Origin of the sequence: Rhizobium sp. 2MFCol3.1, assembly GCF_000377565.1 — a bacterium.
In the GTDB taxonomy this organism is placed as follows: domain Bacteria; phylum Pseudomonadota; class Alphaproteobacteria; order Rhizobiales; family Rhizobiaceae; genus Rhizobium.
The window spans coordinates 159,768-175,059 of sequence record NZ_KB898358.1 but is presented as its reverse complement, the minus strand read 5'-3'; the positions used below and the strand labels follow the sequence as shown (position 1 = coordinate 175,059).

Genomic DNA, 15,292 nt, shown 5'->3' with positions numbered 1-15,292 from the left:
AGCCGGCAATCAGACCCTCGACGTGATCAATGTCGCGTCGGTGATATTTATTTGTAGTTCCGAATGTGGCTTTTCAAGGGAAAGAAAAGAATTGACTATTACATTTTGGTAACAGTCCGGTGAGCGACTTGCGCAGGACTACGCCGCAGGTGGCAGGCGCGGGCCGATGAGGCGTTCGAGTTCGGCGAGGCGCTCCTCGATATCGTTAACGGACATCCGGTTCTGATAACTGTCCTGCACGGCGTTGATCACTTCGTTGTACTGGCGCAGGCTATCGGAACGCAGTTCCTGGATATGATCGGCGATATCATGTGCCCGGCCTTCCAGGTCGTCTATGCGCTTCAAGATCGCGCCGAGCCGAGCCTCCATCTCCGAGCGAAACTGACCCATCTCAGAGCGAAACTGGCCTATCTCCAGTTTCACGCCTCCCATATCAGCCCTGAGGTCGATCAAGTCGTTCTCGAACTTGTTCATGGAACGCCCGAGCTTAAAAAATTCGACGTCGTACCGACCCATCGCGTCGACCTGCCGGGCGACCTGCGTACTCAACCCCTTCATGCCATCGATGAGCACGGAGAGTTGGTTGAGAAAGTATCTCTGTGACTCAGGGGCTCCAGACATCGCGGGCTCTCGTTGAACGCAGACCCAATGTATGGGCGAAAAACGCCTGAAACAAGCCGCAGCTATTGAGGGGTTATGGCCGTTTGCTGGCGTTTTCCGGCACTTCCCAAGCATGTGCGCAACGCGCCGGCACCCTAACTTTATATGGACCTCGCAGGGCCGGCGCGCTATCCATGCTGCCATGAAAAAAGGCGATCATCTCTTTCTTGTCGACGGCTCCGGATTCATCTTTCGAGCCTTCCATGCCCTGCCGCCGCTGACGCGCAAATCCGATGGGCTGCCTGTCGGCGCCGTCTCGGGCTTCTGCAACATGCTGTGGAAGCTTTTGACGGAGGCGCGCGACACGTCGGTGGGCGTGACGCCGACGCATCTCGCCGTCATCTTCGACTATTCGTCGAAGACCTTCCGCAAGGATCTCTACGACGCCTACAAGGCCAACCGCTCGGCACCGCCCGAAGAGCTGATCCCGCAGTTCGGGCTGATCCGCCAGGCAACGCGCGCCTTCAACCTGCCCTGCATCGAGACAGAGGGTTTCGAAGCCGACGACATCATCGCCACCTATGCCCGCCAGGCCGAAGCGCTCGGCGCCGACGTGACGATCGTCTCCTCCGACAAGGATCTGATGCAGCTCGTCACCGATAACGTCCACATGTACGACAGCATGAAGGACAAGCAGATCGGCATCCCTGACGTGATCGAGAAATGGGGCGTGCCGCCGGAAAAGATGATCGACCTGCAGGCGATGACCGGCGATTCCGTCGACAACGTGCCTGGTATTCCCGGCATCGGCCCGAAGACGGCGGCGACGCTGCTTGCCGAATATGGCGACCTCGACACGCTGCTCGAGCGCGCCACCGAGATCAAGCAGGAGAAGCGCCGGCAGACGATCATCGAGAATGCCGACAAGGCGCGGCTGTCGCGTGAACTCGTCAAGCTCAGGACAGACGTGCCGCTGGAGCTTGCCGTCGCCGACCTCATTCTCGAAGCGCAGGACGGGCCGAAGCTGATCGGCTTCCTCAAAGCCATGCAGTTCACCAGCCTGACGCGGCGCGTGGCCGAGGCCTGCGAATGCGACGCGAGTGTAATCGACGCGGTGGACGTGCCGGTCGAGTGGGGCGCCAATGCGCATGGCCCTGATCTCGACGTAGCCGAGCCGGCGCCGGTTGCCGGCGGAACGCCTGAGGTCGTCGGCGATGCCGTCGCTGTTCCCACTAAGGTCAACGGCGTGGCTGCGCCCGAGGGCAGCTTCACGCCGTCCGACTTCGCCAAGTCGCGGGCCGACGCCTTCGCCAACCTGCCCTTCGACCATTCGCGCTATGTGACGATCCGGGATGTCGCGACGCTCGACAGGTGGATCGCGGATGCGCGCGAGACCGGCGTGATCGGCTTCGACACCGAGACGACCTCGCTCGATGCGATGCAGGCCGAGCTCGTCGGCTTCTCGATGGCGATTGCCGATAACGCGAAGAGCCCCACGGGCGTCAACATCCGCGCCGCCTATGTGCCGCTTGGCCACAAGACCGGCGTCGGCGATCTCTTGGGCGGCGGCATGGCCGAGAACCAGATCGCGATGCGCGACGCGCTGCCGCGGCTGAAGGCGCTGCTCGAGGACCAGTCGGTGCTCAAGGTCGCCCAGAACCTGAAATACGACTACCTGCTGATGAAGCGCTACGGCGTCGAGACCAAGAACTTCGACGACACGATGCTGATCTCCTACGTGCTCGACGCCGGCACCGGCGCGCATGGCATGGACCCGCTGTCGGAGAAATTCCTCAACCACAAGCCAATCGCCTACAAGGATGTGGCCGGTAGCGGCAAGTCGAACATCTCCTTCGACCTCGTCGATATCGACCGCGCCACGCATTACGCGGCAGAAGATGCCGACGTGACGCTCAGGCTCTGGATGGTGCTGAAGCCGCGGCTGGCGGCCGAGAAGCTGACATCGGTCTATGAGCGGCTGGAACGGCCTCTGCTGCCCGTGCTCGCGCATATGGAAGAGCGGGGGATCACCGTCGACCGGCAGATCCTGTCGCGGCTCTCGGGCGAGCTGGCGCAGGGTGCCGCACGGCTGGAGGACGAGATCTATCAGCTGGCCGGCGAGCGTTTCAACATCGGCTCGCCGAAACAGCTGGGCGACATCCTGTTCGGCAAGATGGGCCTTGCCGGCGGCTCGAAGACCAAGACCGGGCAATGGTCGACCTCGGCCAGCGTACTGGAGGATCTGGCGGCGGCCGGGCTGGAACTGCCGCGCAAGATCGTCGACTGGCGGCAGCTGACCAAGCTCAAATCGACCTATACCGACGCGCTGCCGGGCTATGTGCACCCTGAGACGAAGCGGGTGCATACCTCCTACTCTCTGGCGTCTACGACGACGGGGCGGCTTTCCTCGTCGGAACCCAACCTGCAGAACATTCCGGTTCGCACCGCCGAAGGCCGCAAGATCCGCACCGCCTTCATCTCGACGCCGGGCCACAAGCTGATCTCGGCCGACTACAGCCAGATCGAGCTGCGCGTGCTTGCCCATGTCGCCGAGATCCCGCAGCTGACGCAGGCCTTCGCCGACGGGATCGACATTCACGCGATGACGGCGTCCGAAATGTTCGGCGTTCCGGTCGAGGGCATGCCGTCGGAGGTGCGCCGCCGCGCCAAGGCGATCAACTTCGGCATCATCTACGGCATCTCGGCCTTCGGCCTCGCCAACCAGCTCTCGATCGAGCGCTCGGAAGCCAGCGACTACATCAAGCGCTATTTCGAGCGCTTCCCCGGCATTCGCGACTACATGGACAGCACCAAGCAGCAGGCGCGCGACAAGGGCTATGTCGAGACGATCTTCGGGCGGCGAATCAACTATCCGGAGATTCGTTCCTCCAACCCCTCGGTTCGCGCTTTCAACGAGCGCGCGGCGATCAACGCGCCGATCCAGGGTTCGGCCGCCGACGTGATCCGCCGGGCGATGATCAAGATGGAGCCAGCGCTGGCCGAGGTCGGGCTTTCCGAGCGGGTGCGCATGCTGCTGCAGGTGCACGACGAACTGATCTTCGAGGTCGAGGACGAGGACGTCGACAAGGCGATGCCTGTTATCGTTTCGGTGATGGAAAACGCCACCATGCCGGCGCTCGAAATGCGTGTGCCGCTGAAGGTGGATGCGCGCGCGGCGACCAACTGGGACGAGGCGCACTAGAGTGCCTCGTCGAAAAATCGCTAAAATTTTCTTTATCAAGCAAGCCACTGAAAACACTCTAATTACGCCTTGCGGCGGCTGTCCCGCAGGGGCGTCGAGAAGGAACTTATTAACCTTCATTTCCTAAGCCGGAAGAGGATAATAGTTACCAATCATGAGTGAGTGGCTGTCGTATGCGCTTTCCTAGAACCAATCTGACGGATGCAGGCGAGGTTTCCGCCGACACCCAGGGCGAACAGCTGCAGGAACAGGCCGGCGAGAAGCCGGTGCCGCCGATCTGGCAGAATCACTTTTCGCTGGCGCCGAATGTCCGCTTTACCCGCACGCCGGAAAGCCAGATCAACCCGCGCAAGCAGCCGGCCGAGCCGGTGCAGCAGCGGGTGATGGAGCCGGAACAGGTCGTGGCAGCCGCGCCGACACCTGTCCCGCAGCCCACCCAAGCGGTAGCACCGGCGGCCGTGAAGGTGATGGCGCCGGTGGCCCAGCCGATCGTCGTGACGCCGCAGCCCGCCGCGCAGCCGCGCCAGGGCTATGTCGCCCGACAGGCCGCCATGCAGCCTGCCGTCACGCAGCCGCAGCCCCACGTTCAGCAGCAGGCGCTGCGCAATGCATATGCGTCGCAGCCGGCCGGCCCACGCGCGCCTTTGGTCACGTCTCGCGCACCCTTGGTCGCGCCCGTCGTCAACGTGCCGTTCGACGTCTACCAGCCGGTAGCCAATGTCGCCGCCGTCGAGGAAAACGCGATCGTCGTTTCCGAGACCTCCGACGAGGCGCAGTTCCATGCCTCTTCCAACCTCTCCTCGATCTCCGACTTCGCCTTCTGGGAAGTCATGTCCTTCGAGGATGGCGAGGCGCCCGTCGAGCCGGTGGAAGCGGCACCGCAGGTGCAGATCGTCGCGCCGCAGACCGTCTCCGAACCGCACTCGATCATCAGCCAGTTCCGCATCATGGAATGGCGCCCGGGCAAGCAGCCCGTCGTCGCCGCTCCCTATGCCGCGCCGCTGCCGGTCGCCGTTGCCCCCGCTCCGGTCGTGGCCCCGATCACCACGCCCGTCGTAACAGTTGCGCCTGCCGTTTCCGTTGCAGCACCTGTCGTCGTGGCGCCTGCACCGACCACTGGTCGCGCGCCGATCCGCCAGCCGCTTGCGGTGAGACTGAAGCAGCAGGCAGCTGCCGCCGAGGCACTGGCGCCCGCCCCTGCCCCGCAGATCGTGCAGCCGATCGCCATCGAGCCGCAGCCATCAGTAGCGCAGCCGATCGCGCCGATGCCGGTTCGCTCGCAGCCGGCGATCGCGCCGCTGGCGCCCGCTGCCCGTATGGTGGCGCACAAGTTCGTGCCCTCCAAGGTCGATGCCTCGGGCTACGAGTTTCCCTCCAACTCGCTGCTGCAGGAGCCGCCGGAACGCGTCGGCGAGATCATGTCGCAGGAAGCGCTGGAGCAGAATGCAGGGCTTCTGGAAAGTGTTCTGGAAGATTTCGGCATCAAGGGCGAGATCATCCATGTGCGCCCTGGCCCTGTCGTTACGCTCTATGAATTCGAGCCGGCGCCGGGCGTGAAATCCTCGCGCGTCATCGGCCTTGCCGACGATATCGCCCGCTCGATGTCGGCCCTTTCGGCGCGCGTCGCCGTGGTGCCCGGCCGCAATGTCATCGGCATCGAACTGCCGAACGCGCTGCGCGAAACCGTCTATTTCCGCGAGATGATCGAGAGCGCCGATTTCGAGAAGAGCAGCTACAAGCTGGCGCTAGGGCTCGGCAAGACGATCGGCGGCGAGCCTGTGATCGCCGAGCTTGCGAAGATGCCGCATCTGCTCGTTGCCGGCACCACCGGTTCCGGCAAGTCGGTCGCCGTCAACACGATGATCCTGTCGCTGCTCTACCGGATGACGCCGGAACAGTGCCGTCTGATCATGATCGATCCGAAGATGCTGGAACTGTCGATCTATGACGGCATTCCGCATCTGCTCACTCCCGTCGTGACCGACCCGAAGAAGGCCGTGATGGCGCTGAAGTGGGCGGTGCGCGAGATGGAAGAGCGCTATCGCAAGATGTCGCGCCTCGGCGTGCGCAATATCGACGGCTACAACAGCCGCGTGGCGCAGGCCAAGGAAAAGGGCGAGACGATCCACATCATGGTGCAGACCGGCTTCGACCGCAGCACCGGTGCGCCGATCGAGGAACAACAGGAACTCGACCTGACGCCGATGCCTTACATCGTCGTCATCGTCGACGAGATGGCCGACCTGATGATGGTGGCCGGCAAGGAGATCGAAGGCGCGATCCAGCGTTTGGCGCAGATGGCGCGCGCCGCCGGCATCCACCTGATCATGGCGACGCAGCGTCCCTCGGTCGATGTCATCACCGGCACGATCAAGGCCAACTTCCCGACCCGCATCTCCTTCCAGGTGACGTCGAAGATCGACAGCCGCACGATCCTTGGCGAACAGGGCGCCGAACAGCTGCTCGGCCAGGGCGACATGCTGCACATGCAGGGCGGCGGCCGCATCTCGCGCGTCCACGGCCCGTTCGTCTCCGACGCCGAGGTCGAGAAGGTCGTGGCGCATCTGAAGACGCAGGGGCGGCCGGAATATCTCGACACGGTGACCGCCGACGAAGAGGAAGACGGCGAGGAGGAAGACAGCGCCGTGTTCGACAAGGGCGACATGGCGGCCGAGGACGGCAACGACCTCTACGACAAGGCCGTCAAGGTCGTCCTGCGCGACAAGAAGTGCTCGACCTCCTACATCCAGCGCCGCCTCGGCATCGGCTACAACCGCGCCGCTTCGCTCGTCGAGCGCATGGAGAAGGAAGGGCTGGTCGGCCCGGCCAACCATGTCGGCAAGCGCGAGATCGTCAATGGGCGTGGCGAGGGGGATTGAGGTCTCTCGCCGGGGGTGCAGCACAGAAAAATTGAACTCGGAACCCGGAGCCCCCTCATCCGGCTGCCGCCACCTTCTCCCCGTTGGGGAGAAGAGACTCGTGGCTGCGCCTTGAGCGATATTGTCACTCGTTAGCCGGCTGGAAATCAACATCCAAGGTGGCGCAGAGCGGCAACCACCTGCCCCTTCTCCCCAACGGGGAGAAGTGCCGGAGCGACAGCGAGGCAATGAGGGGGTGGAGCGGAAGCGACGCCCTGAGCGACAAGCGAAGGGCACCCCAGTCTCACATTTCCTTTTCCCAAACCCCATCTCCACCCACCGCCACCCCGTGGTCGCCGGTTTTCGAATTGACAGATCCGCGTCAAAATGATTGATCCGGTGCAGGTTTCGAGTGCCTGCCGCCTGCGGACGCAAGTCACGGTAAAAGCTCGACGTGGATATCGTCTCACCCTCGAAGCATTTCGTTGGTGGCAATGCAGGCTCCCTCCTCAATCGAAATGCCTCATGTGAGGAGTGCGTGATGTCTGCGAGACAATCACCCGATAATCGATTCCTGACCGCGCCCGTGGGCCGGATCTTTGCCACGACCGCCCTGCCGATGGTGGCCATCATGACGATGAACGGCCTGCTCGGTATCGTTGATGCCGCCTTTCTTGGACGCTTTGTCGGGGAAGAGGCCATAGCGGCCATCAGTGTCGCGTTTCCCGTTCTGCTGCTCACTATTGCGCTTTCGACGCTTGTAGGCAGCGGCATGTCCAGCCTGCTTGCCAGACAACTCGGCGCCGGTGCGCGCGAAGAGGCGGGCGCGACATTTGCCCGGGCGCATGGTCTGGCCATCATGATCGGCCTGGCGCTGATCCTGCTCTTCCTTATCGGGGGCTGGACGTTTGCAACGCGGATGGCCGGAACGGCGCAGCCGGTTGCCAGGATGGCTTGGGTGTTCCTGATGATCACTCTTCTGGGCACGCCGCTGCAGTTCCTGCTTGTCATCCATGCGGATGCCTGGCGCAATGAAGGCCGGGCGGGCAGCATGGCGCTGATGTCGCTCGGCGTGACATCGATCAACATCCTCTTCAACTACATCCTGATCGTGCCGCTTGCGATGGGCGTTGCGGGGTCGGCCTTGAGCACCGTCTTGGCGCAGGCGGCGGGCCTCGCTCTCCTTATCGAGGGCCGGCGGCGATCCCGGGGCATGATGCCGCTTGGCGTCCTGCGGCGGAACGCATGGTATGGGCAATGGGGGAAGATCGCGGCACTCGGCGCTCCCGTCAGTCTCACGTTCCTGGGGATGGCGCTGACGGCGACCTGCGTGGTTCTTGCGCTGCCGGCCTCAGGCGAAGGCCATTCGCAGGCGGTCGCCGCCTATGGCATCATCACGCGCATCCTCGGTTTCGCCTTCCTGCCGCCCATGGCCGCAGCGCTCGCCATGCAGAGCATCGTCGGCAACGATGTCGGAGCCGGGCGCTGGGATCGCGCCGACCAGGTCCTGCGGATCGCCGTGGCAACGGCCTTCGTCTATGGCGCCGCCGTCGAACTGTTGCTTCTGACAAAAGGCAAAATGATCGCCTCCGCCTTTATCGCCGATGCCGGCGTCATCGAGGAGGTCGCTAGAATTCTTAGACCGATGGCAGCGCTCTATCTGTTTTCGGGGCCGGTGCTGGTGCTCGCGCTTTACTTCCAGGCGATCGGCCGACCTCTACAGGCCGGGCTTCTGACGCTGATGAAGTCGTTCGTGCTTGTTCCGGTCGCCATCATTGTCATCGCCGCTTTCTTGGACCGAACGGCCATCTGGTTCGCGTTTCCGATCGCTGACGGGCTGACCGTGGCGATCGCTGCGGTGGTTCTCGGCGCGGTCGCGATGCGCGGCGAAGAGCGGATGAGACAGGGGTGATGGAGCCGGAAGCATAAAGATCATTGGCCGCAGGACGCCCAAGCGCGGCGACAGTTCCTGCGGGCATTCAGCCAGCGACCGAGCATCGCCCGTCGTTCACTCGAACGGCTCGAACCAAAGCACGCCGGCGACCTCGGATGTGCCGCCGGCATCGTTGGGGTGGGCGATGCCGTTCATGACCTTTACTTCGGCGAAATCGAAGGGGCTGACGCCTTCGAGGACGGCGACGTTGATGCCGAATTGGCTGGTATTGGAGCGACGCTGGTGGTGGGTGTAGATGCCGCAGGTCTTGCAGAAGTAGTGCTTCGCCGTGCCGGTGTGGAACTGATAGAGCGTCAGATTGTCCTCGCCCTCGACGAACTCGATGTCGTCGAGATTGGCGGAGGCGGCGATGGCGCCGCGCATGCGACAATAGGAGCAGGTGCAGCGGCGGATGGTGTTGAACTCGTCGGTCAGCCGCACCTTGAACTTTACCGTGCCGCAGTGGCAGGCGGCGTTATGCTGGGGTCTTGCGTCGGTCATGGGGTGGTACCTTGTGATGTTGGTCGGACGGTAGAGAAGGGGTGTGTCGGCTGCAAGACGGGATGGGATTTTGTGGGTGACGTTAGCGCCAGGAGCCCCCTCATCCGCCTGCCGGCACCTTCTCCCCGCGGGGGAGAAGAGACAAGTGGCGGCCGCTCGCCCGGTCATCTTCTCAATGTTTCTTAGGGACGTTTCAGGGACGCTCAAGATCGCGCAAAACAGTGCGCCCAGCCCCTTCTCCCCAGCGGGGAGAAGTGCCGGAGCGATAGCGAGGCGATGAGGGGGCCGCGGGCTCAAACGTTGCGACTCCAGCAATACGAACACCGCAAAACCCCGCGCCGGAGACCTCTCCGCGACGGCATGACAAGCTGGGAATGGGCAGGCGACGGTCGGTATAAAGTATGATTGTCAGGCAATATCGCCTGCCCGATCATATCAAGACTTCCGGATATCCAGGCCGACAGGAGCGTCTCTCGGCCTTTCGCTTCCGGAGGGATGAGAGGTCCTGACGACCAAATCACCCACCTTTCAACAACCATCACCGGACGCCGGGCTTGCGCCCTGATGTGTCAGATCCGGTTCGCGACCCGGCTCCCTGTCCAATGACGCTGTCAGTATGGGAGCGACGACCGCGGCGGGGATGGATGGGGACGACGAAATTCTCAAGCGGCTGATATCGCGGCGATTTCTTTCGCCGCGCAACAAAATTATCCCCGCGACGCCGATATCTCGGCCTCGGCGCGGCGCAGCGTCTCGGCAACGAAGGCGCTCTTGCCGCCAGTGTAGTGGTCCCAGTCGCCGGCGGCTTCCTCGGCGAGGCGCTGCTTCAGCGCCTGGTATTCGGCGGCGCGGTCCGGGTGGAGGCGGAGGTGGTCGCGGAAGAGGAGGCGGTCGTGGTGGGCGGGGTTCGCCTCAAGGCAGAGGTAGAGGCGCAGGCCGTAACCTTCGTGCTCGCGGGTGAATGGCAGGCGGCCGTCGCCATGCGGGTCGCCGTGGGCGCGGAAGCCGGAGAGCGTGAGTTTCTCGGTGAGGGTGGCGAGGGCGGCAGCGTCGATCAGGACGGCGTCGAGGTCGATTTTCGGCTTGGCGGCGAGGCCGGGGACGGCGGTGCTGCCGATGTGTTCGACAGCGAGGATGAGGTCGGGCGCGAGCGACAGGAGTTCGTCGCGCGCGGCCTGGAAGAACGAGGGCCAACGCGGATCATACTGGATAACCAGGATTGGTCGATTTGGCCGGATCGGCCGCATCGTCGTCAGCCGATTTCCTGGAGGAAGCCCTCGAGCACCTCGACCATGCGGCGTTCGCCCTGTTCCAGGGACCCGCTATTGTCGAGATCGACGACGTCGTAATCACCGCGCACGGTGAGCGGGCCGCGGGCCAGGCGGGCCATGATGTCTTCGTGGGTCTCGCGGCCGCGGGCCTCCAGCCGGCTTGCCAGCACGTCGGCGCGGGCGGTGACGTTGATCACCTTCAGGCGGGGGAAGACGGCGTGGAAATGGTGCAGCGCCGAGCGTGAGCCGTTGGCGATGACGAGGCTTCCCGCTGACAGCGACACCGAGACTTCCGAGGGGATGCCGTATTTCAGGCCGTGGGCTTCCCACCAGACGGAGAAGCTGCCGGCCTGCTCCATCGAGGCGAAGCCCTGAGGCGAGACGGCGAGATGATCCTCGCCGCCGGCGTCGTGATCGCGGGTGATGACGCGGCGGACGAAATGGACGTCCTGCCGCTGCCTGAAATGCCGGGCGGCGGCTGCCATCAGCGTGTCCTTGCCGGCGCCGGAGGGGCCGACCACGACCACCATGATGCCGTGCTCGGTTCCGGGAACGACGTGGGGCTCGTGCGAGGGATGCGTTTCGTGCGCGGTCATGCGACCCGGCGCCCTTCGCGCCAGACGGAGCGGCTGACCGGAACGCCCTCGTCGCGGAAGACGCGAACGAGATCGGCGCGGAGCCCGGTTGCGATGCGGCCGCGGTCGTTGAGGCTCACGGTGCGCGCCGGCGTCGACGTCACCATGGCGATCGCCTTCGGCAGCGAGATGCTCTCGACTTCGTCGGCGATCAGGAAGGGTGCGTAGAGCAGGCTGAGCGGCACGTAATCGGACGAGAGAACGTCGAGCACGCCGCGCTCAGCGAGATCGCGCGCAGCGATGTTGCCGGAGTGCGACTTGCCGCGCACGATGTTGGGCGCGCCCATGAGAACGCTCATGCCGTTTTCATGCGAGGCCTTGGCTGCGTCGAAGCTGGTCGGGAATTCGGCGAGACGCACGCCGTTTTCGATCGCCTCGTCGACATGGGCGAGCGTGGCGTCGTCGTGGCTGGCGACGGTGATGCCGCGCTCGGCGCAGACCTTCGAGATCGCGACGCGGTGCGGCGTCGAGTTGCGCTCGGATTCAGAGACCCGGCGATCGACGAACTTTGCGAACTCGGCATCGGTGAGGCCGCGCTTCTTCTGGTAGTAGAAGATGTACTGGTCCATGGTCTGGAACTGGCGCTGGCCAGGCGCATGGTCCATCAGCGAGACGAGGCGGACATAGGGGTCGTTTTCGAAATCGGCGAAGTGCTGCAGCACGTTGTCGGCTGAGACTTCGCAGCGCAGGTGGATGAGGTGCTCGGCGCGCAGGCGGCCCTCTTTCTCGGCCTTCTGGATGGCATCGGCCATGTCGCGCATCTCGCCATGCTCGAAGCCGCCGTCTTCGTCGGCGCCCATGCGCAGGCAATCGAAGACCGTGGTGATGCCTGACGTCACGATCTGGGCGTCATGCGCCTGGATCGCCGCCGTCTTGTTCCAGCGCAGGCCGGGGCGGGGCGAATAATGGCCTTCCAGATGATCGGTGTGCAGCTCGACCAGGCCGGGGATCAGGTAATCGCCCTCGAAATCCTCGCCGAGGCGGGAGCTGCCGCTTGCGATATCCTCGATCTTGCCGTCGCGAACGAGGACCGATCCTTCGACGATTTCATCCTCGAGGACGATGCGGGCGTTGGAGAAGACGGTTTCTTTGGTCATGGGCGTCAGATCTTTCAAGGTTTGGCGGCGGCAAGCGGCCACCAGGAATGGGCGGTAAATGGCGCGCCGCGCGTCTCTTCGACGAAAACGGCAAGGCCCGAAATCAAAAGCGGCCGGCCGGTGAAGGCGGCGAAACGCTCGGCGAGAATGGTCTTCATCACCTCGGCGCGCTCTTCCGGCACCTGGCCGGAAAGCGTCATGTGGAAACCGAAGTCATCCATCACGTAAGGATAGCCCCAGCGCAACAGATTGGCCCTCTGGCTTTCGCTGAGCTTGTCCGGATTGCGCCGGGCGATATCGGCTTCAGACAGTGCCGCGCGGAACGGTTCGAAGGACTTTACCACGGAGGCCGCGAATTGCTGAAGCGGCGGATGCAGGGAGCCGGGCACGAGCGCGAAGAACCGGCCGAGCTGGCCGAGCACGAGCTCGGGGATCTCGAAGGCCGGCGTGCGGTCCGCGAAATCCTCGACGGCCTGGATGAGATCCTTTTCGGTGACCGAGGAGGCGAGATGGAACGGCGCCTTGATGGTGGCGTGGAAGGCGTAGCGGCGCGGATCGGCGGTGAGCTCGAACTGCTCGGCGGCCGGGAGATCAGGATAATCGGGAGCCGGATAAGTTTCGCCGGTGAAGGCATCGCGGCCGAGCCAATGGGCAGCCGCCACGTTCAAGGGATCACCCTTCGGCGGCGTGAAATAGAGTGCGTATCGCAAGGCCAGTATCCCGGAAATCTATGTGGATGCGGGAGGCAGTCTGCCGTGATTTGACCGCCCGCCGCAAGCTTGCTTCCGGCTAAAAGATTTCCGTGACAGAATGATGATGATCAAGACCCATCAATGGGTCTTTTTGCCCATCACCCGCGAACGCAGCGCATTGGAGATATTGTCGAAGACGAAGACGACGATGAGGATGAGGAGCACCATGTAGGCGACCTTGTCCCAATCGGAATTGGTCTTCATGGATTCCAGGAGTTTCAGACCGATACCACCTGCGCCGACAGCGCCGATGACGGTGGCCGAGCGGGTGTTGGATTCCCAGAAATAGAGCGACTGCGAGATGAAGATCGGCAGCACTTGCGGCACCACGCCGAAGCGCTGGACGACGACGGGGGATGCACCCACCGACTTGACGCCCTCGCGCTGCTTGTCATCCACATTCTCCAGCGCCTCGGCATAGACCTTGCCCAGCGCGCCGGTGTCGGTGAAGAAGATGGCGGCGATGCCGGGGATCGGCCCGGGTCCGAAGGCGCGGGTGAAGAACAGCGCCCAGATCAGCATGTCGATGGAGCGCAGGAAATCGAAGAGGCGCTTCGTCGCCCAGTTGGCCGAGCGGTTGAGCGTGATATTGCGCGCGGCGATGAAGGCCAGCGGAAAGGCGAAGAGCGAGCCGAGCAACGTACCGACAAAGGCCATGACCAGCGTCTGCATCAGCTTCGACAGGATATCGCCGTGCTGCCAGCTTGCATTGTTGAGGAAATTGTCGAGCACGAGCGAGGCGTTGGACTGCGCGGGATCGATGCGATCACCCGACAGCATGAGGCCGGCGACATCGACGAGGCTCTTGCCCCAGAAGGGCGACTGCGTGTCGAAGAAGAAATTGGCCCAGCCGAGGAAGCGGCGCTGCACATAGACCTGCGTCGAGCGGATTTCCGCCTGGCCCTCGAAGCCGAAGGAGACGGTGACCTTGCTGTCGTCCTGCTTCATGACGGCGGGCGCACCCGGCGGCAGGATGGCGCGATCCTTGGTGATCTCGACAGGATAGAGCTTGCCGCCGAGATAGACGTCGACACGTTCAGGCGTCACTTCCATGCGGTCGGCATCGCTGCCGTAGGTGACGGTGTAGCCGCCGGCAGCCGTCGGCAGCATCCATGCGATGACCGCATCCTTCGGATACTGGCCACGGCTGGTCCATTGCGGCACGACCTTGCCATCGACGAAGCGCAGGCGCGGCTGGGCGCGCCAGGAATACCAGTCCTGGACGTAGATCGAGGCGCGGTCCCAATTGCCGTTGACGAAGGTCGGGATGACCTTGAAGAAATTGAATGCGAGCGCGAGGTAGATGATGACGAGGCCGGCGATGAGCGCGAGACCCCAGCGCTGCATGAAGCTGCGGTGGAAGACCTCGGGATAATTGTCCAGCAGGCGCTGGCGATCGGCGGCGTTGACTGTGAGCGACGACATCAGGCTGCTCCTCGGCCGAATTCGAAGGACTGCTTGCCGATCATGCGGCGGCGGAGCCAGGCGGAGAACTGGTCGACGCAGACGACGGTGATCAGAAGCAGGATGATGATGGCATAGGTCTTCGCGGCGTGATCGCGGCCGATCGCCAGGCTGAAGACCTCGCCGATACCGCCGCCGCCGACGGCGCCGATGATGGTGGAGGCGCGCACGTTGATCTCGAGACGCAACAGCGTGTAGGAGACGAAATTGGGCATGACCTGCGGCAGAATGGCGAAGCGGACGCGCTCGAGCCAGCTGGCGCCGGATGCGCGCAGGCCCTCGTCCGGCTTCATGTCGGCATTCTCGACCACTTCGAAGAACAGCTTTCCAAGCGCGCCGATGGTGTGGATCGACACCGCGATGATGGCCGAGATCGGGCCGATCGACAGGATGGCGGCGAGCAGGCCGGCAATCACGATCTCCGGGAAGGCGCGCAGGATTTCCATGATGCGGCGCACGACCCAGCGGGTGGCGCCGGCGCCGACCAGATTGGTCGAGGCGAAGAAGCAGAGCACGAAGGCGCCGGATGCACCGAGAATGGTCGAGACGATGGCGACGTTGATGGTGATCGCCAGCTGGTAGAAGAAATTCGGGATGTAGAAGCTGTCGGTGATGTAGACGCGGTCGCTGACGTAATCATACTTGATCGAGCCATCGGCATAGGGCGACGGCAGATCGAACATGGCACGGAAGATTTCGAGCGGGCTATCAGGCACGAAGTGCTTCATGAAGTCGAAGAGATAGGGAAGGCGCTCGAAGAACTTGCCCGAATTGGCGCTGTTGGCGAAATCGAGCGAGGCACCGAGGACGATCAGGAACACAACGATCGAGATCACGGTGTAGATACGCCGGGTCCGGACCTGCTGCTGGTAATGATCGAGAATTGTGCGGGAGCCTTGCTGCAGTCCGCCCATGTGGTCGGGTTCGGCCACGTGCGCCATGTTGAGCATCCTTGTTGAACGAACGGCGGCACCATGAT

At 63.5% G+C, this 15,292-nt stretch carries 11 protein-coding genes; 3 read left to right on the top strand and 8 right to left on the bottom strand.

Features of this window, described 5'->3' with window-relative positions:
* Window positions 1–138: 138 nt before the first annotated feature.
* Window positions 139–621 carry a hypothetical protein gene (locus D460_RS0114330; protein ID WP_018899250.1) on the bottom strand — a complete coding sequence of 161 codons (483 nt, stop codon included), beginning with the start codon at window positions 619–621 and terminating at the stop codon, window positions 139–141.
* A 181-nt stretch (window positions 622–802) separates the two neighbouring features.
* Here D460_RS0114330 and polA point away from each other — a divergent pair, with 181 nt between their 5' ends.
* The 3 genes from polA (at window position 803) to D460_RS0114315 (ending at window position 8,572) form a co-directional block, all read left to right on the top strand.
* Window positions 803–3,802, top strand: a complete 3,000-nt coding sequence (gene polA / locus D460_RS0114325) for a DNA polymerase I (RefSeq protein ID WP_018899249.1) — start codon at window positions 803–805, stop codon at window positions 3,800–3,802.
* 173 nt (window positions 3,803–3,975) lie between these two features.
* A complete protein-coding gene (locus D460_RS0114320; RefSeq protein ID WP_018899248.1) occupies window positions 3,976–6,681 on the top strand; it encodes a DNA translocase FtsK in 2,706 nt (901 codons plus the stop codon).
* A 520-nt stretch (window positions 6,682–7,201) separates the two neighbouring features.
* Window positions 7,202–8,572, top strand: a complete 1,371-nt coding sequence (locus tag D460_RS0114315) for an MATE family efflux transporter (protein WP_018899247.1) — start codon at window positions 7,202–7,204, stop codon at window positions 8,570–8,572.
* 96 nt (window positions 8,573–8,668) lie between these two features.
* Here D460_RS0114315 and D460_RS0114310 read toward each other — a convergent pair whose 3' ends face one another.
* The 7 genes from D460_RS0114310 to phnE (D460_RS0114280) form a co-directional block, all read right to left on the bottom strand.
* Window positions 8,669–9,094: a GFA family protein gene (locus tag D460_RS0114310; RefSeq protein WP_018899246.1), complete on the bottom strand. Its 426-nt coding sequence runs from the start codon at window positions 9,092–9,094 to the stop codon at window positions 8,669–8,671.
* 707 nt (window positions 9,095–9,801) lie between these two features.
* Window positions 9,802–10,341, bottom strand: a complete 540-nt coding sequence (locus tag D460_RS0114305) for a GrpB family protein (protein ID WP_018899245.1) — start codon at window positions 10,339–10,341, stop codon at window positions 9,802–9,804.
* A 5-nt stretch (window positions 10,342–10,346) separates the two neighbouring features.
* Window positions 10,347–10,961, bottom strand: coding sequence for a phosphonate metabolism protein/1,5-bisphosphokinase (PRPP-forming) PhnN (gene phnN / locus D460_RS0114300; RefSeq protein ID WP_018899244.1), 615 nt, complete (start codon window positions 10,959–10,961; stop codon window positions 10,347–10,349).
* Entirely contained in the window at window positions 10,958–12,097 is a 1,140-nt protein-coding gene (locus D460_RS0114295; RefSeq protein ID WP_018899243.1) for an alpha-D-ribose 1-methylphosphonate 5-triphosphate diphosphatase, read from the bottom strand. Before D460_RS0114295 ends, phnN begins: the two co-directional genes overlap by 4 nt.
* A gap of 14 nt (window positions 12,098–12,111) precedes the next feature.
* Entirely contained in the window at window positions 12,112–12,807 is a 696-nt protein-coding gene (locus D460_RS0114290; RefSeq protein ID WP_018899242.1) for a DUF1045 domain-containing protein, read from the bottom strand.
* Window positions 12,808–12,927: 120 nt separating this feature from the next.
* Window positions 12,928–14,274 (bottom strand): phosphonate ABC transporter, permease protein PhnE, encoded by a 1,347-nt coding sequence (gene phnE / locus D460_RS0114285; protein WP_018899241.1) that lies wholly within the window; start codon window positions 14,272–14,274, stop codon window positions 12,928–12,930.
* Window positions 14,274–15,254, bottom strand: a complete 981-nt coding sequence (phnE, locus tag D460_RS0114280; RefSeq protein ID WP_018899240.1) for a phosphonate ABC transporter, permease protein PhnE — start codon at window positions 15,252–15,254, stop codon at window positions 14,274–14,276. The genes phnE (D460_RS0114285) and phnE (D460_RS0114280) overlap by 1 nt, the downstream gene beginning before the upstream one ends.
* Window positions 15,255–15,292 lie beyond the last annotated feature (38 nt).